We start from the raw sequence: 24,321 nt of genomic DNA on the forward strand, positions 1-24,321 counted from the left end.
AGAAGATGAGCGTATTTGCAAATATGACCCCGGTAGACTGGGCCGTGATGATAGCGGTGCTTGCCTTGATAGGTGGAGCCTACTGGCTCATCGAGGATTCCCGAAAAAAGGGAGCGAAGGCGGGCGGCAAGCTCTGCGGCGGCTGTCCGCATTATTGCAGGATGGGCAGGAATTGCGATGGGACGCCTAAGGAACAGGCAGGCGCGACGGAGAATGCCAAGGAAGATCCGGAGCTGCCTGATGAGAACGGATAATGGCGGACAGCATGCTTTTTAACCTGCTTCTCAATATAGGGCTTCTCGTTCTGATCGCTACCATGCTGACCAATCTGCCACCGGTGAGGGCCCTCCTGCTGGAGGAAAAGCAGACATTCCGCAGCCGGCTTTGGCTTTCCCTGATTTTTGGCATGGTCAGCATTTGCTCCACCTATATCGGGGTGCCTATTCAGGGCGCAATCGTTAACACCCGCGTCATCGGCGTGATGGCTGCGGGGCTTTTGGGCGGCCCGTACGTGGGCGTCGGAGCCGCCCTGATCGGAGGGATCCATCGATATCTTTTCGACATCGGCGGCTTTACTGCGGTAAGCTGCGCCCTGTCTACCATAATGGAGGGCGCCATAGGGGCTGCGTTTTCCCGCAAATTCAAGGCGGGGGAAATCGGAGGCGGGGAGCTGTTTTTACTCACGGCGGTGGCTGAGATGGGGCAGATGGCCATCATCCTTTTGGTGGCGAGGCCATACTCGGCGGCGATCGCGCTGGTGGAGAAGATAGCCCTTCCCATGATACTGATGAATTCTTTTGGCATGATGGTATTTATCGGGGTCTTCAACCGTATTTTTCTGATGGAGGAAAGCCTGTACGGTGAGAAAATGAGGATAGCCCTTGCCATTGCGGAAAAAAGCCTGCCACATTTAAGAAACGGACTGCACAGCAGGGAGGATATGGCGGAGGCGGTGAGGATAATCCACCGCTCCACCGACTGCGAGGCGGTCATGATAACTGACGCTAAGGAGGTGCTGGCAAAGGTCGGCGGAGGGGGCGAATTTGAGGCGCTCGAGCATTGCCCGCTCATCGCGCCCATACCCGACTCAATCCGGACGGGAAATGCGCTGATGGAGATATATACCGCCCAAGGCGATCAGCGGGAGATCTTCTGTCCGGCGCTGGAGGGTAATGTGGTGATCGCCGCGCCGCTCGTGGAGCAGGACAAGGTGGTGGGCTCACTGGCTATCATCGTGAAAAAGCGTTGGCATGGCTATAAGCCCCACCTGATAATCGTCACGGAGCTGGCCCGGCTTTTTTCTACCCAGCTTGAGCTTTCGGATCTGGATTATCAGAGGCGGCTGAGAAAGCGGGCCGAGCTTAGGGCCCTGCAAAATCAGGTCAACCCGCATTTTCTGTACAACATATTGAACACCATATCCAGCGTATGCCGCGAAAACCCGGACAGAGCCAGAGAGCTGCTTTTGACCCTGTCCTTATACTATAGGCAGACCCTGGAGAATGAACAATACATGATACGCCTTTCCACAGAGCTATATCAGGTAATGAACTATCTCAAGCTGGAGCAGACCCGCTTTGAAGAAAAGCTGGCTGTGGAATTTGATATTGAGGAGGAGCTGGATTGCGTCCTGCCCTCTTTTATCCTGCAGCCTCTTGTGGAAAATGCGGTGCGCTATGGCGTGGATAAAAGGGGCTTCCGCATTATAAACATCAGCGCGGAGACAAAGGAGGATGCGGCGGTCATCGCTGTGACGGATCATGGCTCCGGCATACCCGACGAGGTGGTACGGAGCTTAAAGGCAGGGCAAGGCAAGGGCGTTGGCCTGCTCAATGTGCATAAGCGGCTGCAAAGCCTTTACGGAGAGGAAGGGGGATTACAGATCACCGTTACAGAAAATGGCTCCCGGGTGGCTTTTCGCATCCCCTTGGGGAAGATCGAGGATCTTGGGGAGCCTGCGGCGATTTCGGCGCAGGGACGGGCGGTTTGAGGCAAAGCATGGGTATGAAGGATGAACGGGGGAGAAAGCGTATGAAAATTGCGGTGATAGACGACGAGCGCTCCGCCAGAAACGAATTGATATATCAGATACTGCATACGATGCCGGAGAGCGAGATATCAGAGGCGGACAGCGGAAGCAGCGCGCTTGCGCTGATGAGCGAGAATGACTTTGATATATTGTTCGTGGATATCGGGTTAAACGATATGGAGGGCACGACGTTAGCCGCCGCGGCAAGAAAGCTGCTGCCCGCCGCCCAGATAGTCTTTGCCACGGCTTATTCCCAATACGGGGTAAGGGCCTTTGAGCTGGGGGTAAACAATTACCTGCTAAAGCCCTTTGACCCGGCGAGGGTGCATACCGTGCTGGAAAAGTGCCGCAGGGAACTGGAGGGCGAGGCTGCTAAAGCAGCGGATACGCGGCAGGGCAGGGAACAGCTCCATACCTCGCGCCGCCTGCCGGTGAATATCAACAGGACTATCGTGCTGCTGGATATTGACCAGATCGTATATATCGAAACCCTGGGACGGGGATGCGTTATCCACACCACCCGCAAGGATTACGTTGAAAACGCGCTGCTGGGAGAATACGAAAAGAAGCTCGCCGGCAGCGGCTTTTGCCGGATACATAAGAGCTTTCTGGTCAATTTGAGCTACATAAGCGAGATCCTCCCCTGGGCCAATAATGGATTTGCCCTTAAAATGCAGGGCTATGAGCAAAATATACTGCCCGTGAGCAGGGAAAAGATAAAAACCCTGCGTCAGCTTTGGGATTTCTAAAGAGACGCTTTGAGCCGGCAGCCGATGTGCTGGCTCCGTTTATGCCGCGCATTTTACACTTTACACAGCGCAATATACACTTGGCGCAAATAAGCTTCCCTTAACTTTTCTTTTATGTATAATACAAAATACCCAAAACCTCGGATAAACGGAAGATGGAACCGTACAAAAAGAAAATAAGGAGGGAAAAAGAATGATTAGCTTTTTTGTATGTCTTGTGGTTTTGATCGTAGGCTTTTTCACTTATGGGAAAATAGCGGAGAAGGTTTTTGGCTCCGATGACAGGACGCCGCCTTCCCTTGCCATGACGGACGGCGCGGACTATGTGCCTATGAGCACGCCGAGGGTCTTTCTCATTCAGCTTTTGAACATCGCAGGCCTTGGCCCGATATTCGGCGCGCTTGCCGGCGCGTGTTGGGGCCCAAGCGTATTTCTCTGGATCACATTGGGCACCATTTTTGCCGGCGCAGTCCACGATTTTATGATAGGCATGATGTCTATGCGGCATAAGGGTGCCAGCGTTTCCGAACTTACCGGAACCTACCTGGGCAAGGGTATGCTTCAGGTGATGCGCGTGTTCTCCGTGGTGCTGCTGGTGCTCGTGGGCGTTACCTTCTCTACCGGCCCTGCCAATCTTCTGGCCATGCTCACCCCTAAGGTGCTGGATACCAAGTTCTGGCTGGTCGTGGTGCTTATTTATTACTTCATCGCCACATTCGTCCCCATCGACAAGGTGATTGGTAAAATTTACCCGGTATTTGGTATATGCCTTATCGTCATGGCGCTCGGCGTGGGCGGCGGCATACTGCTAAAGGGCTACCACATCCCCGAGATCACCCTGACAAACCTGCATCCATCTAACACTCCCATTTGGCCCATCATGTTTGTATCCGTGGCCTGCGGTGCCATATCCGGCTTCCACGCCACTCAGTCGCCACTGATGGCGCGCTGCATCAGGACGGAAAAGGACGGACGAAAGGTATTTTACGGCGCTATGGTGGCGGAGGGCATCATAGCCCTGATATGGGCTGCTGCGGGAGTGGCCTTCTACAACGGTACCGGCGGCCTTGCTGAGGCTCTCTCTCAGGGACAGTCCGTAGTGGTATACGATATATGCTTTACCCTGCTTGGCCCCGTGGGCGCGGTGATCGCCATGATAGGCGTTATCGCCTGTCCCGTTTCCTCCGCGGATACCGCCTATCGCAGCGCGAGGCTGACCCTGGCGGATTGGTTTAACTACGATCAGAAGCCGGTCAAGAACCGCCTGATTCTAACCGTGCCGCTGCTCGCCGTAGGCGCGGTGCTGACACAGGTAGATGTGCAGATCGTATGGCGGTATTTCTCCTGGTCCAACCAGACCCTTGCCATGATCGCCCTTTGGGCGGCCAGCGTGTACCTGTTCCGCAGGAAGAGGAACTATTGGATCACCGTGGTTCCTGCGAGCTTCATGTCCGCCGTATCCTGCACCTATATACTGATGGCGCAGGAGGGCTTTAAGCTCCCCACCTCCGTTGCATATCCGGTGGGAATCGCTTTCGCCGCGGCCTGCCTCGGGGTGTTTCTGTGGAGCTGCGTAATGGGCAAGGGCAAAAACGCCAACACGCCTGTTCAGGAAACTCCTTACGAATCAGCGCAGTAAGCCGTAAGATAGGCTGTCGAAGATAATATAGAACACGCAAAGGGGCGGGGACATTCATGGGAATGACTTCGCCCCTGATTTATTTTGCTCCGCGGCAATAGCCGCCCAAGCGCTGTCTTTTGCTTTTTAACGCAGTATATTTATCCCGCCCCTTGCCAAATTGAAGGAAACACGGTATAATATGACTGAAAGAACCGAAGTGGTCATATTTCAAGGAGGCACAGTCTTGGCTTTTACCGATTACGAAACCGAACAGCTTCGCAAGGCGCTGCTGAAGGAAACGAGACGTTGCGCGGTGACGTTAGGAATGAAGAAGACCTCCGTGGATCAGTTGACGAAGGCCGTGGGTATCGCCAAGGGCTCCTTTTATAAATTCTACGAATCCAAGGAAATGCTTTTCTTCGCGGTTTTAGAGGGAGTCCACTCGGAGCTTTACAATGTAGCTGACCGGGCGTTGAGCGAAAATGGCGGCGTGCCGCCATCGGAGCGCACGGCAAAGGCGGTTCTTGCCGTTTGCAAGCGGCTTTCCGACACCGGCGATATGGTTTTCATCGAAAACGACGCGAAGCTGCTCCTGCAAAGGCTTCCGGAACCCGTCAAAAGGGAGCATTATCACGACGGCGAAGCGCACATACGTGAGCTGCTGGAGAAACACGACCTCGTGCCTAAGCGCGGCGTTTCTCTTGCCGCCGCTACAGTTCGGGGATTGATCCTGACGGTCTCCCACAGGGAGCAGATCGGGGAGTTGTACCCGCAGGCGCTTCAAACGCTGGTATGCGGCGCTTGCAGGGAGTTATTTGAATAAGACAAAATGCCGCAGAGGTGCGGCTTTTCCACGGCGAGGCGGTTAGCTGCATCTAACCGCAAAACCGCACAAGCATCGGTTAGCTATTTCCCGCAGATAAAAGGACGGCTATGAAAGGACGAAAGAATTTCTGGGACAGAGATGCCGGTTGGTACGATCGCTTCAGCCGAGTGTGTAAAAATGGAGGTGTGATATGTCATTCTTTGAAAACACCCGCAAGCCCGTAGGCTTTGGCGGGAAGCTCATGGTCGCCATGATGAACGTCGGGCACGGCGCCGTGGCCCGGTGGGGTCTTCAATTTCTGAATGCCGCGACGGACGCCAAAGTGCTGGACTGCGGCTGCGGCGGCGGTGCGAACATGAAGAGACTTCTGAAAAAATGCCCGCAGGGCATTGTCAAGGGCATCGACTATTCTCCCGTCAGCGTGGAGAAGTCGAAAAAGGTCAACGAGACCGCCATCGCGGAGGGTCGCTGCGCCGTTCTGCAAGGCAGCGTGGCGGATATGATGTTTGCCGATAACTGGTTCGATGCGGTCACGGCCTTTGAGACCGTCTATTTCTGGCCTGACCTGCCTCGGTGCTTCCGGGAGGTTTACCGGGTGCTGAAGCCCGGCGGGAACTTTCTCATCTGCAACGAGAGCAATGGCGACTCGGACAAGGACGAGAGGTGGACGGAGATCATCGGCGGCATGACCATCTACAAGGACATCCAGCTGAAGGCGTATCTGGAGCAGACGGGCTTTCACGATGTGCAGATACACAAAAAGAAAAGCTGGCTCTGCGTCACGGCGCGGAAATGAGGGAGAAGCAGACAGATGAAGGACAAGAAGCTCCTATTCGACCGCAAATGCCATGTGCTGTATTCCCGGCCCTGCAAGAAGGAGATACGGGCGAAGATCGCCCTGCACTACCCGGAAGCGGAGCGGGAGACGATATGGGAACAGGTACAGCGGCAGTATGCGGACTTTCTCTCCGACTGGCGCACCGATTTAGGCGGCAAACGGAACTTCCACAACGGCGTAGGCGGCACCTACGACTGCATCGCCATTATGAGCTATTACACGGTCTGCAACCCCGTCACATCCTTCCGCGAGATCGAAGAGATGGAAGAAAACCTGATCCTGCCGATCTTCCGCAGGCTGCGCTTTGTGGACTGCAACAAGCCGTTCTGGAGGAAGCTGATGTACAGAGCGTTTGTGCGGGCGAAAAGCGGCTGCGACAAATGGCACGATTACGAGATGACGGTTGCACCTTATGAAACCGACAAGCCTATTTATTATGAGTTTACGTCGAGTCCGGCAGCGGAATTTGCCATCCGGCACGGCCTTACGGACATCATGCCCGCCCTGTGCAATGTGGACTTTGCTTCCATGGAGCTGCTCCACGCAAGGTTGGTGCGGACGACCACCTGTGTGGACGGCTGCAAATGCGACTATGCTATATGCGGCGATAAAGACCCACACCTAAAGGAACATCCCGAATACCGGGATGAGGCGGGGTTCAGAAAGAACAAATAATGCTGCAACGCAAAGGCGGTGAGATAAATGGAAACCTTTCTCGGCATGCTGATTCCCTTCTTGGGCACAACGCTGGGCGCGGCCTGCGTGTTCTTTATGAAAAAAACCCTTGGCAATTTGGTGCAGCGCGCCCTTGCGGGTTTCGCCGCCGGTGTGATGGTGGCGGCGTCGATATGGAGTCTGCTGATCCCTGCCATCGAGCAGGCGGAGGGCATGGGCAGGCTGTCCTTCCTTCCTGCATTTGTCGGCTTCTGGGTCGGCGTGCTGTTTTTGCTCCTGCTCGACCATCTGATTCCCCACCTTCATGTGGGAAGCAATCAGGCGGAGGGCCCGAAAAGCAGGCTCGGCCGCACCACCATGATGGTGCTGGCAGTGACCCTGCATAACATCCCGGAGGGAATGGCGGTGGGCGTGATGTACGCGGGCTTCCTTGCGGGGAACGCGCAGATCACGGCGGCCAGCGCACTTGTCCTGTCGCTGGGCATCGCCATTCAGAATTTCCCCGAGGGGGCAATTATCTCCATGCCCCTGCGGGCGGAGGGCGAGAGCAAGGGCAGGGCGTTTCTCGGCGGCGTGCTCTCCGGCGTGGTGGAGCCTGTCGGAGCAGTGCTGACGCTTCTCGCGGCGCAGCTTGTGATCCCGGCGCTGCCGTATCTGCTGAGCTTTGCGGCGGGCGCCATGCTCTATGTGGTGGTGGAGGAGCTGATCCCCGAAATGTCGCAGGGAAAGCACTCCAACATCGGCACGATTTTCTTTGCCGTGGGCTTCAGCGTCATGATGACGCTGGATGTGGCGCTGGGATAGGCGCGGAGGTGCCGCTGCTTTTGCGACAGCTATGATATTACCTATGACGCGGTCTGCACCCGGCATCGAACGAAAACGCTGAGACGCGGCGACGACCGCAGGGATTTTCGCATGAGGACCGTTAGAAAAGAAAGGAGTCCAAGAATGAAGCCTGACTACAAAAACTGGATCCCCAAGGGAATGATGTTTTCGCTCATTGCGGGAACAGCACTATCGCTTGCGCTGCTGCTGGTTTTCGGCGTATTCGGCATCGAAGTGAGCGGAAAGCTGCGCGTCGTGCTGGGCGTGGTATTCGGAGTCGCCTTTGTCGTCTGTGCAAAGTACACCCAGTGGTGCGTGTATGCCTATCGGAGCTTTTCCTATGACGGCGAGCGCAAGCTCTCAAAGCAGATCATTGACGGCACGGCGGAGCATATCACGCTGCCGGAGGGCGGCGTGGGACTGGATATCGGCTGCGGCAGCGGCGCGCTGACCATTGCCTGTGCAAAGCGCAATCCCCAGGGAAAAATGGTCGGCATCGACCGCTGGGGCAAGGAATACGCCTCCTTCAGCCTGCCGCTGTGCGAAAAAAACGCTGCTGCGGAGGGCGTGAAAAACGCTTCGTTCCAACGTGGGAACGCAGTGAAGCTGGATTTCCCCGACGAGAGCTTCGACGCGGTGACCAGCAATTATGTCTATCACAATATCGCGGGGAAAGACAAGCAGGCGCTTCTGTTGGAAACGTTACGTGTGCTGAAAAAGGGCGGAACGTTTGCCATCCACGACCTGATGTCGCCCGGTAGATACGGCGATATGCAGGCATTTGTCCAAAAGCTCAGGGATATGGGCTATGAGCGCGTGGAGCTGATGGACACGACCGATGGCAGCTTTATGACGCCGAAGGAGGCCAAACGCCTGATGCTTCGCGGCTCAACGTTGCTGGTGGGAAGGAAGTAAGGCGGCGATGACATCAGCAATGCCGGTCTGCATCCGAGGCTTACTTGGCAGAGAACCATGACGCCCGTTCACGGCGGCAGTCGGTGATTTTTGAAGAGCCGCCTTCGGGCGGCTTCTCAAGGGCTATAGGGTTAGAGTATGCTAACCGGAAAACATTCAAAGGAGACGAGAGCGGAGAGTTTCCGCATGAGGTAGGGCTGTTTCTCAGCTACCCGCCGGAGGATGTAAAGGGCTTCATCGACCACCGTGCGAACGATTTCAAGTGCGCGGGGCTCTGGAAGGTCTACGGCGACGAGGAAAAGGCGCGCTCACTGTTCGCAAAATACAAAAAATGTACGGAGATCTACTGCACACTCTGGCAAAGCGGCTTGAAGCTGGAGCAGCTTGCCGTCGCGGTTTGATCATATAAAATCATGAAAAGAAAGGAACTTACAAACATGAAAACTGCTGTTATTTACTGGAGCGGTACGGGCAATACGGAGGCGATGGCGCGTGCCGTTGCCGAGGGCATGACCGCCGCGGGCGCAGAGGCTGTGCTGCTCACGCCCGCCGAGGTCGCACCCGGCGATCTGAATGCCTACGGCGCCATCGCCTTCGGCTGCCCCGCCATGGGCGCCGAGGTGCTGGAGGAAATGGAGTTCCAGCCCATGTTCGATGCCTGCAAGCACAGCCTCGGCGGCAAGCGCGCGGCGCTGTTCGGCTCCTACGGCTGGGGCGACGGCGAGTGGATGCGTACCTGGGAGAGTGACTGCGACAGCGCAGGGGTGAACCTCGTTTGCGAGAGCGTGATCTGCACGGAGACTCCCGACGACGCGGCGCTTGAAGCCTGCCGCGCTCTGGGCAAGGCATTGGTGGAATGAAAAATGATGCCTGCCATTGACGGTAACTTTAGCGGCAGATTGCGCGGGTTGCATTTGCCAAACAGCCTATCCGAAAAGGCAGGGACACCTCTTGCGGTGTTCCTGCCTTGCGCTGTATGGCGAGTATTGAAAAAGAATATGCTCAAGCATCCAAGACATGTGAACAGAGAGGCTCTGTGTTGAGTAGACGTAAAGCCGAATAAGAAAACGTGTTTGAATCGATTGATTTTTTCGCTGAAAGCACTGAGGCCTTCCCTCTCGGCACACGGATGACATTGGGCAAACGGAAAATTCGCAGGAAAATCAGGGATGCCTGGTGTTCTACATTGAAATCCCTGCGCGCTTATGGTAAAATATTTTTTACAGGCGCTGTGCCGTCGGATTTGAGGCAAACTGCGTACAGGCAGTCTGCCTTTTATTTCATCCACTGGTTAGAGCAGGCTAACCAGTGTGCAGAACTGGAACTGGAAAGGTGGAATGGACCAATTTGCATAAAAGTGTCTAATCATGTGTCGGAGGAGGTGGCCTGGTATGCAAGAAGCACAATATGATTTTCTTCATGGGCAAACGGATCGCAGCGACTTTTTCTCCCCCGCAATGCAGCAGCTTTGCGGTATTATGAAAGACAATCAGGTTGCTTTGCCAAGCGACATTGGAGAAGGATATTTCCGCTATATTTCACCGTGCCCCAATATCGAGATGTATATCTGCGATGTAATGTTTTACAGGGACACAGTATTGCGGGAGCAAGTGTATAAGGATTCTTTTTCCGTCATTTTCTCTCTTTCCGACGCATTGGAGTGGAAGGCTTCGGGCAGAAACAAAAAAACGTTGTTGGAAAAGGGAGATTGCTGCGTATACGGCAGCGGTCTGTTTGATGCGGAAAATATCTATGAGGCAGGACAGAGATATATAGGTGTCGGGCTGAACCTGCATCCCTGTCGGTTTCGCTCTGTGATGGATGGTTTGCAGAAGAAAAAGGCTTGCACCGCCTTTAGCGGGGGTAAAACTCCACCAAAACATAGAATCACCGCTACCATAGAAGCCACAATACGCCAGATATTGCAGTGTAACTACAATGATTGTGCAAAGTCATTGTATCAAGAAGGAAAGATACTGGAACTTGTTGCAGCCTTTGCGAACGAGATGATGGATCAGAATTCTGTTGCTGTGAAGGGGTCGTTGAGCTGGGCGGATAGCGAGACGTTACTTCGGGTCAGGCGACAGATAGATGAGGGATTTCTGGAACCCGTGACCATCGCGGAGCTCTCCAAACAGCACTTTATGTGTGAATCCAAACTTCGTGAGATATTTCGAAAGCACTATGGAATCACCATATATCAATATATGTTAAATCGCCGCATGGAGCACGCCTGCGAACTGTTGTCTGTGCCCGATGCTCAGGTGAAAGACATAGCAGGGTTGGTGGGGTACAGCAACATCAGCCATTTCAGCGACGCCTTCCGAAAAAAGTTTGGATGCACTCCGAGTGAATATAAGCGGAGCTTACCATTCTGAAACATAAGAGCAAAGACACAGGTGTATTCTCTTGTGGTTACTTGGATGGAAATTACAAAGATTGCATCTTCCCTTGAAAAACCAGAATAGTAGGCAGCACATTTCGAGGAAGATCTTGCCCAGTGGAAACTATATCATTTGAAATGTGAGTTGCTCAGCAGCGGCATACACATTGATGTTAGTGCTGGGCGGAATTAACCATTCGCGCGGGGCTGTAAACGAGCCTACGCATAAGTAAAACTTTGACCGCTGAAAAAGCAGAGCGGCGGGACAGATAAAGGCTGTCCCGCCGCTCGTGTTTTAAGGGCATATTGGCTTGATGAACCGGAAGTTACAGCGCCGCCTTTTTCCATTTTCTGATCTTAGTTCTAAAAGTTCCGAAAGGAGCAACAGTATTAACGTGAATGAACCTGTAAACTTCCCATACAGCTGCTTTTGTAGCATCATCAGCCCATTTTCTCATATGCGGCTTAAATAATTCATCCGCACTGAGCGAATCAATCATTGCGCAGATAGACTTGACATTTTCGTTCAGTTCGGCTTTCAACTCTTGAAGAGACAAATGAGCGTAGGTATCCGTGAACCACTGATACAGCTCGCCAAGTTGGTTCCATTTGAATTCGTCCGACGGCGTCTTTACTTGAAGCCCCTTCCTTTCATCTTCCTCCCATTTAAGAACCAATGTTGTCCAACCCACCTGATAGGCAAGGTTTTCTGCCGGGGTCCGGTCAACCTCATCAACCCTCTTATCTTTTAAGGCTTCTGGTATGCTATCAAACTCCGAAATATATTTTTCAAAAGTTTTATTGATTTCAGCTTTGAGTTCTTCTTTGCTTTTGTATACTCGCAAAAAAACACCTCCATAAATTCCGGTTTGTCTATTGAGCAATGATTCTGATTATAGCATAGCTTTATGAATTATTCTATTACTGCACTGAGCATCATGGCGCTTTAGGGGAAAGACATGGCGTTTTCGGGGGGATTTTTCCTTTCGCCGACTGTATAATGGTAGGCGGTTAGAAAAGGTTGACCCCACACGGTTAAAAGACTCAGCTGTTCTGTTATTTCGCTATGCGCGCCCGTTGGTTAGCTTACTCTAACTAAAGATTTATTACTCAGGAGGTCATCAGAATGAAAAAATCCGCAATGCTCATGTTGTGCCTTGTGCTTGTGTTTGCTCTTGCAGCCTGTGCTGGAACGGATACCACGCCGCAGGGATCGGTCTCGGATACCGTCACGGTAACGGATATGAAGGGCGAGGTTGCCATCCCGGCAAATCCACAGCGCATCGTTGATGTAGCTGGCTTGACAGAGGAACTTCTTATTCTGGATATGAAGGTAATTGCCTCGGCTAATACCAGCATGTTCGATGGGGTGTCTGTCCCCAAACATCTGACAACGCTTTTTGCCGAAAGAGGTATTGAGGTTGTCGGCAATTACTCCGGGTCTTCTTCTACCGGAGACCTGAACCTCGAAAAGATCGCGGAGTTAAAGCCTGATCTGATCATTATGAATATTCGCCACGAGAAGGTTTATGAACAACTCGCGGCTATTGCTCCCACGGTCATGATCGATGATGACATAAGCTATGTTAACTGGCGCGGAAGATTTAAGCAACTGGGGCAGTGGTTTGATAAAGAAGCAGCCGTAGAAAAATGGCTTGCCGACTACGACGTCAAAGCTGCGGAGCTTGCGGCGAGAATCAGGGATATGATTGGGGACGAAACCTTTGCTGTATTGGAGGCCAATTCCGTTCATTTTGGTTCCTATTACATCTATCGCAGCGGCGGGCCGGGTGAGCTTGTCTACGATGAGCTGAAACTCACACCATCAGCCGGAGTACCGGAGAATGTCTGGGGTGAAGTGGTCGATGCGGAATACTTTTCCCTGATCGATGCAGATCACATCTTCTTCTTTAGCGACGACGGCAGAGCTGGAGACACGGGGAACCTTGCCGTGTGGAAGAATATGAAAGCGGTCAAAGCCGGCAACGTTTACTTTGGTATCAACGAAGATCAGTATAATATGGCTTTTACGGCGATGGGAAAGGAACTCTATTTGGAAAAGCTCGCGAACGCGATTCTGAACCATGGGGACGTTGAGTAAGGAAACAGGCGCGGTTGCGGGAATATCGCAGAGACAAGAGAGATACAAACGCTCCGCGCCGGCTTTTCTGATTATTCTTGCCGCATTGGTGCTGCTGCTTGGGTTCTCAATGGTTCTCTCCGTCTGCACCGGCATTGCTGGCGGTAGCTTCAAGGTCTTTGCGGAAACGGTTATGTCCCCCGCTAAGGCTTCCGGTGTTGGAATGATTATGTTGGAAATGCGTATGCCCAGGGCGCTGGCTGCCGGGCTGACAGGAATGGCCTTCGCTCTCTCCGGCGCTGTGATGCAGGGAATTACCAGAAACCCCCTGTCGGACGCCGGCCTTCTGGGGATCAATGCGGGAGCCGGTTTCTTTGTTGCACTGTCCGCAATTCTGTTTCCCGCCGCACCAGACATCGTGAAAACATGCGCCGCCTTTGCCGGAGCCGCTCTTGCGGTATTCATGGTCTATGGTTTCGGCGCCGGCAAACATAGATCCGAATCTTTCCGGTTCATTCTGGCAGGCGCTGCTGTATCAGCCCTGCTTACCGCGTTGAGTCAGGCGGTTTCTCTGGCGTTTGGAATCGTGAAATCCCTTTCTTTCTGGAGCGCGGGAAGTTTGTCCGGCGTGACATGGCAAAGCTTGAAAATGCTGTCCCCGGTGATTCTCTCAGCCAGTGCGCTTGGTTTACTTTTATCGAGCCGACTATCAGCGCTGGCACTGGGAGAAGATAGCGCCGCCAGCTTGGGCGTAAATGTCCGCACGGTCAGGCTTTTCGGTATGCTTGTGGTGTTGCTGCTTGCGGGAGCCAGTGTATCGCTCGTGGGAGGCATCGCATTTATCGGGCTTATTGTGCCGCATATATCCCGACTTCTTGTGGGCGGTGATTACCGCAGGCTGGTTCCCGTGTCTGCGCTCATGGGCGGCGTTGTGCTGGTGCTGTCGGATATTGCGGCGCGCATGATAAACGCCCCTTTTGATACGCCTGTCGGCGCACTGGTATCCATCCTCGGCGTGCCCGTCTTTTTTGCGCTTACTTTCAGGAAGGAGGGCATGGTCTTATGAAAAAGAAAACCAGACAGCTCCTTATCCTCAACGGTCTTCTTATCCTGATTGTAGCTGCGGCTATCTTATCCGTTAACAGTGGTTACGCAAGAATTTCCTTCTCGACTGCGGTTCACAGCATATTCCAACCGCATACGGATGGAGCCTCCGTAGTCGTAGCGCAGTTTCGCGTTCCGAGAATCGTCCTCGCCGTTCTATGTGGGATGGGTCTGGCACTTGCCGGATGCGTTATGCAGACTGTCACGGGGAATCCGCTGGCCGATCCGGGGATATTGGGCATAAACGCAGGGGCGGGATTTGCCGTTATGCTGTTCCTGACATTTTTCCCTGCACTGCATATACGTACCATGGCGTACCAGCCGATATTTGCCATAGCGGGCGGGCTTTGCACAACGGGACTGCTGTATCTTTTTGCAAAGAGGAACGGAAAACTCATCCCAATATATTTTCTGTTGGGCGGCATCGGGCTTGCGTCCCTATTTTCTTCTTTTATGCTGATCATGGCCGCGAACATGGACAACAGCAGCTATCAACTCGTGGCAAGATGGCTTGCAGGAAATATTTGGGGAACGAGCTGGCATCAGGTTCTTGCCCTGTTGCCATATATGCTCATACTGGTTCCTTTTCTTCTTACAAAGTCGAATATACTGGATATTCTGCTCTTAGGAGAGAATACGGCCATTTCTCTGGGGATAGCCGTAGAGAGGGAGTTAAGACTGCTCCTGATTGCATCGGTGGCTCTTACCTCTGCCTGCGTTGCCGTCAGCGGAGGGATCGGTTTTGTGGGACTGGTAGCGCCGCATATGGCACGAAGGTTGATCGGAGGCAGACACCATGCCCTTATGCCTGCCTCCATGCTGCTGGGGGCGCTGCTGTTGCTTTTGGCAGACACGTTGGGACGGTCTGCCTTTCAGCCGAGGGATATCCCGGTTGGTATCGTGATCTCCGTGCTTTCGGCTCCGTATTTTCTGTTCCTGCTCCGCAGGTATTTTTAAGGGAGGATGTCTATGCTTTCACATATGCAGGCAAAGGGTTTGTCTGCCGGATATAACGGGGAGGCCGTCTTCAGGGGGCTTGACTTAAAAATCCCTGAAGGCAGCATAACCACCTTGATAGGCTCCAACGGCTCTGGAAAATCCACCATACTGAAGACACTGTGCCGGATCATTTCCCCGGATTCCGGCGCAGTATATCTTGATGGCGAAGCGATCCACGAAATGCCGACAAAGCGTGTTGCCCAGAGGCTTGCGCTGCTGCCGCAGGGAGCGCAAGCCCCTGCCGGCATCACAGTCGGCGACCTTGTGGAATACGGGCGTTTTCCTTATAGGTCGGCGCTGAGCGGTCTCGGTGAAAAGGATCGGGAGATCATTCAGTGGGCTCTTGCCAGTACAGGCATGAGTTCCCTTGAACACAGAGAAATGGAGAGACTTTCGGGAGGTCAACAACAGCGGGCATGGATCGCCATGGCGTTGGCGCAGAAAACCGGATTGCTGTTTCTGGATGAACCCACGACCTATTTGGACATCTCGCACCAACTGGATATATTGTACCTTCTGCGCCGCCTCAACCGGGAAAATGGTGTTACCATCGTAATGGTTCTTCATGATTTAAATCATGCCATCATGTTTTCCGACTATTTGGTGGCGATCAAAGACGGGACACTGCACAACGCAGGTACGCCGCAAGAGGTTATTACCCAGCAGGCGTTGCGGGAAATCTTTGATGTAGAAGCGGAGGTCATTACACATCCGGTATTAAATGTTCCGGTATGCCTCCCCTTCAGGATAACGGAGCAGAACAAAAAAACAGGAGGTTCGAACACATGAAAAAAGGGGTGCAATCAGTGCTGTTCTCCGTGCTGGTGGGTGCGCTGCTGCTGTGCGCAGGATGCGGCAAATCGGGAGACATCTACACGGCGGGCGTTTATACGGCTTCCGCTGAAGGTTATTCCGGTCCGGTTACCGTAGAGGTAGAGTTTGACGGGAGTAGCATATTGTCTGTACATGTCCTATCTCACAGCGAAACAGTAAATATCTCAGACCGCGCAATAGATGAACTCCCTTCCCGGATCGTGGAGGCGCAGACTTGGGATGTGGATGCCGTTTCATCCGCAACATTTACCAGCGATGCCATTCGTGAAGCGGTCAGAGATTGCCTCGCGCAGGCGGCACTCCGATGAACCATTTGCGTTGCAAAGGATATTTTGCGGTGATAGAATGGGTGAGATGAAGGGCAAGTCAAAAAATCAGCCATAGCTGCTGTTTTAAGTGCTTTTCCAGCGAAGTGCCGCAGGCATTTCGCTGGAGATTCCATATATGGCTGTATGAACTCCCTTCCATGCGCAAAAGAATATCGCGAATCCTCCAAGCAAGGGTATATGTGTTTAGTATAAAATGTGTCACTCCCATTGACAAACCAAATCTACGCGGTTATAATATACCAGTGGTATGTACTGCTGGTATATCAGGAGGCGTAGGAAATGGAACGAACGGAAACCCAAAGGAAGATCCTCGAAGTTGGGAAAAAAGAATTTCTGGAAAAAGGTTTTAAGGACGCATCTCTGAATAAAATCGTCGCGGAGGCAGGCTTCACGAAGGGTGCCTTCTACGGCTACTACCCGGATAAGACCGCTCTGTTTGAAGACCTTGTGGGTGAGACCGCAAAGGAGCTGCTCACCCGCTTCAAGGCGGCACAGGATGATTATTTTGACCTCATCCCGGAAGGGAGAGCAAAAGACAGTCTGGAGCTTTCCACCCAACACCTGCACGAGCTTGTCGCGTTCATGTACGACCATTTCGACGAATTCAAGCTGATCCTCTGCCGGGCGGAGGGAACGGGCTACGCGGATTTCATCGAGGTGCTGGTGGAACTGGAGGTCGATCGATCCGAAGAATACTACGCCCTCCTCAGAAAAAACGGTATGCTCTCCGGGAGCATGACTCGTCAGCTTCATCACATGATCACAAGAGCTTACTTTACGGCGGTGTGTGAAACCATCGTCCACAACATGCCGAGAGAGGAAGCCATGAAATACGTTGATGAACTGGCTATCTTTTTCCACTCCGGCTGGAGCGGACTTTTAAGGCTCGAATGAGCCTTAAAAAAATAACTGTTGGTTAGTCGCCTCTAACCGATGCGGCACATCCTCCACCAAATCCATATATTTTAAGAAAGGAACACGGAATATGAGCAAACAGAAAAAAGAAAAGCAGCCGCCGGTGCTGGGCAGGCTGCTGGAATACGCCGGAGGGCATAAGTGGCTGTCCGTCTTGGGCTGCGGGCTGTCCGGCGTTTCGGCGGCGGTCGGCATTTTCCCATTCGTTTTTGTCTGGTACGCGGCCAGGGGCATTTTAACGCCGGGAGGCGGCGTTCCGGCAGGGCTTGCCCGCTACGGCTGGTATGCGCTGGCGGCGGCACTTCTGAGCGCAGCGATCTATTTCGCCGGGCTTATGTGCACGCACCTTGCGGCCTTCCGGGTGGCGACGAATATGCGAAAGGCGGCGGCCGCTCATCTCATTGACCTGCCGTTGGGGTACTTTAACGCCAACCTCACGGGACGGCTGCGCAAGCAGATCGACGACAACGCGGCGCTGACAGAAACGCTCCTTGCCCACACCATCCCCGACGCGGTGGGCGGAATCGTAACGCCGATACTGGCGGTGGGACTGCTCTTCGTCTTTGACTGGCGCATGGGGCTTGCCTGCCTGATCCCCATGATCATCGGGCTTGTCTGCCTGATGACCATGATGACCGGGAGAGGCATGAAGTTCTTTGAGGAATACCAGCGCGCCGGAGAGCGCATTTCCGCCGAGGCCACGGAGTATGTCCGGGGCATCCCGGTGGTGAAGGTATTCCAGCAGACGGTTTACTCCTTCAAGAGCTTTCATACCGCCATCCTCAGCTACCGCGACCTTGCCAGCGGCTACGCCATGATGTGCCGTATGCCCTACACCCTGTTTACAGTAGTGCTGAACGCCATGTTCCTGCTTCTCATGCCCTTGGGGATGGTTCTCGTAGGCGGAGCGGCAGACGGTTGGGCAGTGCTGGCCGATCTGGTATTCTACATTTTCTTCGCGCCCCAGCTTGCCTTTATGATGGAGCGGCTGATGTACGCGGTCAACGCACAGATGGAGGCCGCCGAGGCAGTGAACAAGCTGGAGGCGATACTCCGGGAGTCGCCCCTTCCCGAGCCTGCGGCGGACAGCGGAAGCAAGCCCGCGGACAGAGGAATTTCCTTTGAGAATGTCACCTTTTCCTATGACGGCGCGGACAGGCCCGCGCTGACGAATGTGAGCTTCCATCTGCCGCAGGGGGAGGCGTGGGCGTTGGTGGGTCCCTCCGGCGGCGGCAAGACCACCATCGCCCGGCTGATCCCGCGCTTTTTCGATGTGCAGGCAGGGGCGGTGCTCCTGGGCGGACGGGATGTGCGCAGCATCCCCACCGCGGAGCTGATGGAGCAGATCTCCTTTGTCTTTCAGGAGGTACGCCTGTTTAAGAAGAGCATCCGCGACAACATCCGCGCCGCTCGGCCGAGCGCCACAGAGGATGAGATATTACGGGCAGCGCAGCTTGCTCAGTGCGGCGATATTCTGGGAAAGACGCCGGGCGGGCTGGACGCCGTGATCGGCGCCAAGGGCGTGTACCTCTCCGGCGGCGAGATGCAGCGAATCGCGCTGGCCCGGGCGATCTTAAAGGACGCGCCCATCGTGGTGCTGGATGAGGCCAGCTCCTTTGCAGACCCCGAGAACGAGGCGAAGATACAAAAGGCCTTCGAGGCGCTGATGAAGGGTAAGACCGTGTTGATGATCGCCCACCGCCTGTCCACGGTGCGGAACATGGATCGCATCCTCGTCATCCGGGACGGCGAGATCGCCGAGGAAGGAAAGCACAACGAGCTTCTTGAAAAGGGCGGCGTATACGCCGCCATGTGGGAGGAATACCAAAAGGCCGCGCAGTGGAAGGTAGGAGGTGCAGCATGATCGAACGCATCAGCAAAAAATACGCCATGACGGAGAAGGGCGCAAGGGACTATGTGTCCGCCGTGTTCTGGTCCGTACTGGTCAACATCAGCAAAATGCTGCCCGTAGGCGTGCTGGCCACGACACTCTCCGGCATCGTAGAGGCGCTGACAAACGGCACAGACCCAAGGACGGGGCTTACGCGCTTTCTGGTCGCGGGCGTCCTTGCCCTCGCCGCGCTCTTTGTGACCTTCCTGATCCAATACAAAGCCTTATACGAAGCTACCTACCGGGAAAGCGCCAACCGCCGCATCCGGCTGGCGGAGGTGCTGCGCCAGCTCCCGCTGTCCTTCTTCGGAAACCGTGACCTGACCGACCTGACCACCACCATCATGGGGGATACGGAGACGCTGGAAAAGGCCTTCTCCCACTTTTACCCTGCCATGCACGGCGCGCTCCTCTCCACGGCGCTGATTTCCGCAGGCATGCTGCTTTACGACTGGCGGATGGCGTTGGCTCTTTTGTGGGTGGTGCCCGCGTCGCTGCTGATGGTCTATCTCTCCCGGCGCATGGAAAAGCGGCATATAACGAAGGGTCTCGTCACCCGCCGCGCGGCCACTGACGCCATGCAGGAGGTGCTGGAGTGCGCGCCGGAGATCAAGGCGTGCAACCAAAAGGCGCGGTATATCGCTGACCTGAACCGCAGGCTGGACGAGGCGGAGCGGGACACCATCCGGGGCGAGCTGTTCACAGGCTCCGTAGTCACGGCGGCGCAATCCTTCTTAAAGCTGGGCATTGCCACCACCGTCCTCACGGGGGTAACGCTGATGAGCCGCGGCGACCTGGCGCTGATCCCGTTTCTGATGTTCCTTATCGCCGCCACCCGGGTATATGACCCCATCGGCTCCATGTTTGCCAACATGGCCGCGGTTTTCGCCTGCGAGGTGCGCATCGAGCGTATGCGGGAGATCGAGAGCGAAAAGCGCATGACCGGACTGACCGAATATGATCCCGACGGCTACGACATCCGCTTTGAGCACGTGACCTTTGCCTACCGGGAAAAAGAGGACGTGCTAAGAGACGTCTCCTTTACGGCGAAGCAGGGGCAGGTGACGGCGCTGGTGGGCCCCTCCGGCGGCGGCAAGTCCACGGCAGCCAAGCTGGCAGCCCGCTTCTGGGATCCGGCGGAGGGAACGGTGCGGCTGGGCGGCGTGGACGTGTCCACGGTGGACGGCGAGGCACTGCTGAAGAACTACGCCATCGTATTTCAGGATGTGGTGCTGTTTGCCGACACCGTGATGGAAAACATCCGCCTCGGCAAGCGGGACGCCACCGACGAGGAGGTGCTGGCGGCGGCGAAGGCGGCGCAGTGCGACGCCTTCGTATCCAAGCTGCCGGAGGGCTACCATACCCTGATCGGAGAAAACGGCTCCCGGCTCTCCGGCGGCGAGCGGCAGCGCATCTCCATTGCCCGCGCCATCTTGAAGGACGCGCCGGTGATTTTGCTGGACGAGGCAACGGCCTCGCTGGACGTGGAAAACGAAACGGCGGTGCAGGCGGCGCTGTCCGGATTGATCAAGGATAAGACGGTGCTCATCATCGCGCACCGTATGCGTACCGTCATGAACGCCGACCAGATCGTCCTGCTCTCCGGCGGCCGCGTGGTTGAGATGGGTTCTCCGGCCGAGCTGCTGAAAAAGAACGGCCTGTTCCGCCACATGGCGCAGCTCCAGAGCGAGAGCATGGCGTGGACGGCGTAGAAAGTTGCGAGATAAACAGGATTCCAAGTGTAATATTGGAAAACAAAGTGTCGAAAACAAGGAGGCGTTTATGAAAGAAACAAATAAATGGTCTGTTAAGGATGTTATTACAACGGTGCTGCTTTCGGCGGTGCTGATCGTGATCCAGCTCGTTATCAACATGGTCTGCATGGCCAACGACTTTGTCAGCATGGTGCTGTCGGTGGGGATCACCATGTTCCTCTGCGCGCCGGTCTATATGCTCATGGTCAGCCGGATCGGCAAGCGGTTTGTGACGCTGATCTATATGACGCTGCTTGGCGTGATTTTTCTCCTGATGGGCAACTGGTTTTTGCTCCCCTACTTTATCGTCACGGGCGTCATCTGCGAGGTGATTCTCTGGAAGGAAGGCTCCTGCCAAAAACCGAAACGGCTGACTGCCGCCTGGACGGCGGCGAGCCTGCTGTACAACGGGGTCAATCTGCTGCCCATCTGGTTTTTCTGGGACACCTACTATGATTTTGCGCTGGCAAGCGGCATGGAGCAGAGCTATATCGATTCCTATGTGCGTTACTACACCTCTCCCGGCTGGCTGGCCTTTATTCTGCTGTTCACGACGCTGATGGGCTTTTTAGGCTGCATGGTGGGCAGTCGGCTGATCCGCAGGCATTTTAAGAAGGCCGGCGTTCTATGAGAGCGGACGCATCCTTTGCGGTGTCGGTCAAGCTGTGGGCACTGCTGTGCGTCTTTGCCGGAGTGACTATCGGCGGGAATGTGCTGCTCACCTGCATCCTGACCGGCGGGGCGCTTCTTTATCTCGTCTTACAGCGGAACTTCCGACTTGCCGCGTCCTATGGCTGCTTTTATCTGCTGCTGGCGCTGCTGCTCTACGGCATCCGCTTTCATGGGCTGCGCATGCCGGCCTTTTCGGAGTTTTATGTGCTGATGTTCTGGAATCTGTCGCCGATCTTTCTGGTGTCATGGGATCTGATCACCACGCCGCCGGGGATGCTCTCCGCATTCTTATCCCGCCTCCGTATGCCCACCCCGTTCATTCTCGGGCTTCTTGTGGTCTTTCGCTTCTTCCCCACCATGCGGGCGGAGCTAAAGGGGGTAGGCAGGTCGATGAAAAACCGAGGGCTGACCGCGGCGGGGCAGCTGCTCGCACATCCCGTGCAGAGCATGGAGTATGTGCTGGTTCCGTTTCTTCTTCGGGTATTGCAGCTTGCCGATCAGCTTTCCGTTTCCGCCGTTGCAAGGGGCGCGGAACGCCCGGGCGTGCGCGGCAGCTATTATGAGAAAAGGGCCGGGGCGCGGGATCACATCGCGGCAGCCGCATGTGCGATAGTCACGGCTTCCTATTTGGTTTTGGAAAGGAGCATGGCATGATCGAGCTTACACACGCTTCCTTTCAATACGAAAACTCGGACAGAGGTGTGCGGGACATTTCCCTTTCGGTAAAAAGCGGCGAATGCGTCGTGCTGACGGGACTCTCCGGCTGCGGCAAGACCACCGTGACAAGGCTTGTCAACGGGCTTGCGCCGTCCTACTATCCCGGAGTTTTCAGCGGGAGTGTGCGGATAGACGGCAAGGACATATCAAGGCTTTCCACATGGGAGATCGGGCGTTTGGTGGGAAGCGTTTTTCAGGACCCCAAAAGCCAGTTCTTTTCCGCTGAGCTTGCCGGAGAGGTGGCCTTTCCCTGCGAGAATTACGGCCTGTCCGCCCGGGAGATACGGGAGAGAACGGACGCCGCCATAGAGGCGTTGAAGCTGTCCCATTTGAAAGACAGGGCAGTTGACGTCCTCTCAAGCGGAGAAAAGCAGCGGGCGGCCATTGCGTCCGTATATGCCATGAAGCCAAAGGTCTTTGTGTGCGATGAGCCGACGGCCAACCTCGACGCCGCCGGGACGAGGCAGCTTGCGCAGACCCTTCGGCAGCTCAAGGAGCAGGGCTTTACCCTGCTCCTCACGGAGCATCGGATCGACTGGCTGATGGGGATCGCAGACCGGTTTTTATATCTGCGGGAGGGTAGAATAGCGGCCGAGTATGCACCACGGGACTTACTCCTTCTGCCGGAAGCAGACATCTTAGGCATGGGGCTGCGCTCTCCGCACGAGGGAAAGAGCCTTCCCGCTCCCTCCGTATTAGACGAAAACCCTGCCGTCTTGAAGACAGCAGGGCTCTCGAAAAGAATACGCAAAGAAGTCATTTTTGAGGATATTTCGCTGTCCGTTCCAAAGGGCAGCGTGACCGCCATAACGGGACAAAACGGCGCGGGGAAAACCACACTTGCGCAGATCCTCTGCGGGCTGGCGAAGCATACAAGGGGTCATATCCTGATAGATGGGAAAAAAGCAAGAGCGGCAGTCCGGCGCAGGGAGATCTATTACTGCGGCAATGACACGTCAACGCAGTTCTTTACGGCAAGCGTGGCGGAGGAGCTGCTGCTGAATACCGAATTGACGGAAGAAAACAAAGACCGTGCCAGACATTTGCTGAAAGAGTTTGGGCTTTACGAGTACAGGGATGCGCACCCGTCCACCCTGTCCGGCGGGCAGAAGCAGCGCCTTGCCATTGCCTGCGCCATCTTTTCCGGCCGCAGGATATTGATACTCGATGAGCCTACCAGCGGCCTTGATGGGCGAAATATGCGCCTGATTGCGGAAAGGCTGAAAAGCGAAGAGCGGAACGGCAGAACCATTCTCGTGATCACCCATGACAGGGAGCTGATCGAGAGCTGCTGCGGTAATGTTGTGGAGGTTGAAAAACGATCGCCATGAGTCAGCCGAGGACCGTTATGGGATATCCGCGCCGGGGGAATCGTTTTCTGCCCCTGCCGGCAGCTCTACCGCGATGGTCGTGCCCTTGTCCGAGCTTTCCTCCACCCAAACGGAGCCGCCGTGGAGATTGGCGATCTCCCACACCAGAGAAAGCCCCAGTCCCGCGCCGCCGTACTCGCGGCTGCGGGATTTATCTACCCGAAAGAAGGGATGGAAAATGCTCCGCTGATACTCCTCCGGAATGCCGCAGCCGGTGTCGGAAACGCGAATGATGCACTTTTCCTGCCCTTGCGCAAGCTCGACCCGCACCGAGCCGCCGGGACGGTTGTATTTGACGGCGTTCTCCGTCAAATTAAAGAGCAGGCGGTAGATCAGCGCGTCGCTGCCGGTCAGGGCGGCGTCGCCCGCCGCATCCAGCGTGATGCTTCGCTTCTCCGCCAGCGGCGCGAGATCTGTGAAGATCTCCTCGACCATGGGGGCGAGCTGGATCTGCTCGTTCCGCGCCACCTGCTGCAAATTGCTCATCTCCAGCAGCGTCTTGGTCATCTGCGTCAACCGCTCCGTCTGCTCGCGCAAAAGCGTGAGGAATTCCGCCGTCTCCGGCCGCACATCGGGATGCTCCGCGGAAAACAGCTCCAGCTGCGCCTGCATCAGCGCCAGCGGCGTGCGCAGCTCGTGGGCGGCGTTGCCGGTGAACTGCCGCTGGGCGGCAAAGGCGTTGTTCAGCCGCTCCAGCATCTGGTTGAACGAGCGGCTCAGCTGCCGGAACTCCGAAATGGCGTCTTCATCGATCCTCATATCGGCAAGATTGTTCAGCTGCACCTGCTCCACCTG

At 55.1% G+C, this 24,321-nt stretch carries 25 protein-coding genes; 23 read left to right on the forward strand and 2 right to left on the reverse strand.

Annotated elements, in window-relative coordinates; translation table 11 throughout:
• Positions 1-5: 5 nt before the first annotated feature.
• From NE609_RS05280 to NE609_RS05335, 12 genes are all read left to right on the forward strand, one after another.
• The gene (locus tag NE609_RS05280) at positions 6-254 is read left to right on the forward strand and encodes a hypothetical protein (protein ID WP_177809362.1); all 249 of its coding nucleotides are present in this window, start codon (positions 6-8) and stop codon (positions 252-254) included.
• Positions 254-1,990 carry a LytS/YhcK type 5TM receptor domain-containing protein gene (locus NE609_RS05285; protein WP_256151940.1) on the forward strand — a complete coding sequence of 579 codons (1,737 nt, stop codon included), beginning with the start codon at positions 254-256 and terminating at the stop codon, positions 1,988-1,990. The genes NE609_RS05280 and NE609_RS05285 overlap by 1 nt, the downstream gene beginning before the upstream one ends.
• Positions 1,991-2,031: 41 nt before the next feature.
• On the forward strand, positions 2,032-2,778 hold the full coding sequence (locus NE609_RS05290) for a LytTR family DNA-binding domain-containing protein (RefSeq protein ID WP_205490656.1): 747 nt from the start codon (positions 2,032-2,034) through the stop codon (positions 2,776-2,778).
• 193 nt (positions 2,779-2,971) lie between these two features.
• A complete protein-coding gene (locus NE609_RS05295; protein ID WP_134107467.1) occupies positions 2,972-4,417 on the forward strand; it encodes a carbon starvation protein A in 1,446 nt (481 codons plus the stop codon).
• Between the two features lie 226 nt (positions 4,418-4,643).
• The gene (locus tag NE609_RS05300; RefSeq protein ID WP_256151941.1) at positions 4,644-5,222 is read left to right on the forward strand and encodes a TetR/AcrR family transcriptional regulator; all 579 of its coding nucleotides are present in this window, start codon (positions 4,644-4,646) and stop codon (positions 5,220-5,222) included.
• Positions 5,223-5,415: 193 nt separating this feature from the next.
• Entirely contained in the window at positions 5,416-6,021 is a 606-nt protein-coding gene (locus tag NE609_RS05305) for a class I SAM-dependent methyltransferase (protein ID WP_256151942.1), read from the forward strand.
• Between the two features lie 15 nt (positions 6,022-6,036).
• A complete protein-coding gene (locus NE609_RS05310) occupies positions 6,037-6,738 on the forward strand; it encodes an L-2-amino-thiazoline-4-carboxylic acid hydrolase (protein ID WP_256151943.1) in 702 nt (233 codons plus the stop codon).
• Positions 6,739-6,765: 27 nt separating this feature from the next.
• On the forward strand, positions 6,766-7,542 hold the full coding sequence (locus tag NE609_RS05315) for a ZIP family metal transporter (protein ID WP_256151944.1): 777 nt from the start codon (positions 6,766-6,768) through the stop codon (positions 7,540-7,542).
• A 144-nt stretch (positions 7,543-7,686) separates the two neighbouring features.
• Complete coding sequence (locus tag NE609_RS05320) at positions 7,687-8,478, forward strand: class I SAM-dependent methyltransferase (RefSeq protein WP_055245618.1); 792 nt, start codon at positions 7,687-7,689, stop codon at positions 8,476-8,478.
• A 44-nt stretch (positions 8,479-8,522) separates the two neighbouring features.
• Positions 8,523-8,879, forward strand: a complete 357-nt coding sequence (locus tag NE609_RS05325; RefSeq protein WP_110440240.1) for a DUF3793 family protein — start codon at positions 8,523-8,525, stop codon at positions 8,877-8,879.
• 36 nt (positions 8,880-8,915) lie between these two features.
• Positions 8,916-9,338: a flavodoxin gene (locus tag NE609_RS05330; RefSeq protein WP_256151945.1), complete on the forward strand. Its 423-nt coding sequence runs from the start codon at positions 8,916-8,918 to the stop codon at positions 9,336-9,338.
• A gap of 531 nt (positions 9,339-9,869) precedes the next feature.
• Positions 9,870-10,856 (forward strand): AraC family transcriptional regulator, encoded by a 987-nt coding sequence (locus NE609_RS05335; protein ID WP_162598951.1) that lies wholly within the window; start codon positions 9,870-9,872, stop codon positions 10,854-10,856.
• A 331-nt stretch (positions 10,857-11,187) separates the two neighbouring features.
• Here the strand turns inward: NE609_RS05335 and NE609_RS05340 are convergent, their stop codons facing one another.
• On the reverse strand, positions 11,188-11,706 hold the full coding sequence (locus NE609_RS05340; protein WP_055245614.1) for a ClbS/DfsB family four-helix bundle protein: 519 nt from the start codon (positions 11,704-11,706) through the stop codon (positions 11,188-11,190).
• A gap of 281 nt (positions 11,707-11,987) precedes the next feature.
• Between NE609_RS05340 and NE609_RS05345 the strand changes: the two genes are divergently transcribed.
• The 11 genes from NE609_RS05345 to NE609_RS05395 all read left to right on the forward strand — a co-directional run bounded on the left by NE609_RS05345 (position 11,988) and on the right by NE609_RS05395 (position 23,487).
• Positions 11,988-12,962, forward strand: coding sequence for an ABC transporter substrate-binding protein (locus tag NE609_RS05345; RefSeq protein ID WP_110440243.1), 975 nt, complete (start codon positions 11,988-11,990; stop codon positions 12,960-12,962).
• The gene (locus NE609_RS05350) at positions 12,955-14,007 is read left to right on the forward strand and encodes an iron ABC transporter permease (RefSeq protein WP_256151946.1); all 1,053 of its coding nucleotides are present in this window, start codon (positions 12,955-12,957) and stop codon (positions 14,005-14,007) included. Before NE609_RS05345 ends, NE609_RS05350 begins: the two co-directional genes overlap by 8 nt.
• Positions 14,004-15,002 (forward strand): iron ABC transporter permease, encoded by a 999-nt coding sequence (locus NE609_RS05355; RefSeq protein ID WP_055245611.1) that lies wholly within the window; start codon positions 14,004-14,006, stop codon positions 15,000-15,002. The genes NE609_RS05350 and NE609_RS05355 overlap by 4 nt, the downstream gene beginning before the upstream one ends.
• 12 nt (positions 15,003-15,014) lie before the next feature.
• Positions 15,015-15,833, forward strand: a complete 819-nt coding sequence (locus NE609_RS05360; protein WP_055245610.1) for an ABC transporter ATP-binding protein — start codon at positions 15,015-15,017, stop codon at positions 15,831-15,833.
• On the forward strand, positions 15,830-16,186 hold the full coding sequence (locus tag NE609_RS05365) for an FMN-binding protein (protein WP_055245609.1): 357 nt from the start codon (positions 15,830-15,832) through the stop codon (positions 16,184-16,186). Before NE609_RS05360 ends, NE609_RS05365 begins: the two co-directional genes overlap by 4 nt.
• 300 nt (positions 16,187-16,486) lie before the next feature.
• Positions 16,487-17,101, forward strand: coding sequence for a TetR/AcrR family transcriptional regulator (locus NE609_RS05370; protein ID WP_055245608.1), 615 nt, complete (start codon positions 16,487-16,489; stop codon positions 17,099-17,101).
• Positions 17,102-17,192: 91 nt separating this feature from the next.
• Positions 17,193-18,986: an ABC transporter ATP-binding protein gene (locus NE609_RS05375; protein WP_055245607.1), complete on the forward strand. Its 1,794-nt coding sequence runs from the start codon at positions 17,193-17,195 to the stop codon at positions 18,984-18,986.
• Complete coding sequence (locus NE609_RS05380; RefSeq protein ID WP_055245606.1) at positions 18,983-20,725, forward strand: ABC transporter ATP-binding protein; 1,743 nt, start codon at positions 18,983-18,985, stop codon at positions 20,723-20,725. The genes NE609_RS05375 and NE609_RS05380 overlap by 4 nt, the downstream gene beginning before the upstream one ends.
• Positions 20,726-20,795: 70 nt before the next feature.
• The gene (locus NE609_RS05385; RefSeq protein WP_055245605.1) at positions 20,796-21,398 is read left to right on the forward strand and encodes an MptD family putative ECF transporter S component; all 603 of its coding nucleotides are present in this window, start codon (positions 20,796-20,798) and stop codon (positions 21,396-21,398) included.
• Positions 21,395-22,093, forward strand: coding sequence for an energy-coupling factor transporter transmembrane protein EcfT (locus NE609_RS05390; RefSeq protein WP_055245604.1), 699 nt, complete (start codon positions 21,395-21,397; stop codon positions 22,091-22,093). Before NE609_RS05385 ends, NE609_RS05390 begins: the two co-directional genes overlap by 4 nt.
• On the forward strand, positions 22,090-23,487 hold the full coding sequence (locus tag NE609_RS05395) for an ABC transporter ATP-binding protein (protein ID WP_055245603.1): 1,398 nt from the start codon (positions 22,090-22,092) through the stop codon (positions 23,485-23,487). Before NE609_RS05390 ends, NE609_RS05395 begins: the two co-directional genes overlap by 4 nt.
• A 15-nt stretch (positions 23,488-23,502) precedes the next feature.
• Here NE609_RS05395 and NE609_RS05400 read toward each other — a convergent pair.
• The coding region (locus NE609_RS05400) for a cell wall metabolism sensor histidine kinase WalK (RefSeq protein ID WP_256151947.1) at positions 23,503-24,321 on the reverse strand (819 nt) is incomplete at its 5' end.

Origin of the sequence: Anaerotruncus sp. DFI.9.16 (assembly GCF_024461615.1) — a bacterium.
GTDB classification, from domain to species: domain Bacteria; phylum Bacillota; class Clostridia; order Oscillospirales; family Ruminococcaceae; genus Anaerotruncus; species Anaerotruncus massiliensis.

What these genes read in the sequence shown, in the direction of transcription:
- NE609_RS05280 (WP_177809362.1), top strand. Translation starts at nt 6, where the DNA reads ATGAGCGTATTTGCAAATATGACCCCGGTAGACTGGGCCGTGATGATA.
- NE609_RS05285 (WP_256151940.1), top strand. Translation starts at nt 254, where the DNA reads ATGGCGGACAGCATGCTTTTTAACCTGCTTCTCAATATAGGGCTTCTC.
- NE609_RS05290 (WP_205490656.1), top strand. Translation starts at nt 2,032, where the DNA reads ATGAAAATTGCGGTGATAGACGACGAGCGCTCCGCCAGAAACGAATTG.
- NE609_RS05295 (WP_134107467.1), top strand. Translation starts at nt 2,972, where the DNA reads ATGATTAGCTTTTTTGTATGTCTTGTGGTTTTGATCGTAGGCTTTTTC.
- NE609_RS05305 (WP_256151942.1), top strand. Translation starts at nt 5,416, where the DNA reads ATGTCATTCTTTGAAAACACCCGCAAGCCCGTAGGCTTTGGCGGGAAG.
- NE609_RS05310 (WP_256151943.1), top strand. Translation starts at nt 6,037, where the DNA reads ATGAAGGACAAGAAGCTCCTATTCGACCGCAAATGCCATGTGCTGTAT.
- NE609_RS05315 (WP_256151944.1), top strand. Translation starts at nt 6,766, where the DNA reads ATGGAAACCTTTCTCGGCATGCTGATTCCCTTCTTGGGCACAACGCTG.
- NE609_RS05320 (WP_055245618.1), top strand. Translation starts at nt 7,687, where the DNA reads ATGAAGCCTGACTACAAAAACTGGATCCCCAAGGGAATGATGTTTTCG.
- NE609_RS05330 (WP_256151945.1), top strand. Translation starts at nt 8,916, where the DNA reads ATGAAAACTGCTGTTATTTACTGGAGCGGTACGGGCAATACGGAGGCG.
- NE609_RS05335 (WP_162598951.1), top strand. Translation starts at nt 9,870, where the DNA reads ATGCAAGAAGCACAATATGATTTTCTTCATGGGCAAACGGATCGCAGC.
- NE609_RS05345 (WP_110440243.1), top strand. Translation starts at nt 11,988, where the DNA reads ATGAAAAAATCCGCAATGCTCATGTTGTGCCTTGTGCTTGTGTTTGCT.
- NE609_RS05355 (WP_055245611.1), top strand. Translation starts at nt 14,004, where the DNA reads ATGAAAAAGAAAACCAGACAGCTCCTTATCCTCAACGGTCTTCTTATC.
- NE609_RS05360 (WP_055245610.1), top strand. Translation starts at nt 15,015, where the DNA reads ATGCTTTCACATATGCAGGCAAAGGGTTTGTCTGCCGGATATAACGGG.
- NE609_RS05365 (WP_055245609.1), top strand. Translation starts at nt 15,830, where the DNA reads ATGAAAAAAGGGGTGCAATCAGTGCTGTTCTCCGTGCTGGTGGGTGCG.
- NE609_RS05370 (WP_055245608.1), top strand. Translation starts at nt 16,487, where the DNA reads ATGGAACGAACGGAAACCCAAAGGAAGATCCTCGAAGTTGGGAAAAAA.
- NE609_RS05375 (WP_055245607.1), top strand. Translation starts at nt 17,193, where the DNA reads ATGAGCAAACAGAAAAAAGAAAAGCAGCCGCCGGTGCTGGGCAGGCTG.
- NE609_RS05380 (WP_055245606.1), top strand. Translation starts at nt 18,983, where the DNA reads ATGATCGAACGCATCAGCAAAAAATACGCCATGACGGAGAAGGGCGCA.
- NE609_RS05385 (WP_055245605.1), top strand. Translation starts at nt 20,796, where the DNA reads ATGAAAGAAACAAATAAATGGTCTGTTAAGGATGTTATTACAACGGTG.
- NE609_RS05390 (WP_055245604.1), top strand. Translation starts at nt 21,395, where the DNA reads ATGAGAGCGGACGCATCCTTTGCGGTGTCGGTCAAGCTGTGGGCACTG.
- NE609_RS05395 (WP_055245603.1), top strand. Translation starts at nt 22,090, where the DNA reads ATGATCGAGCTTACACACGCTTCCTTTCAATACGAAAACTCGGACAGA.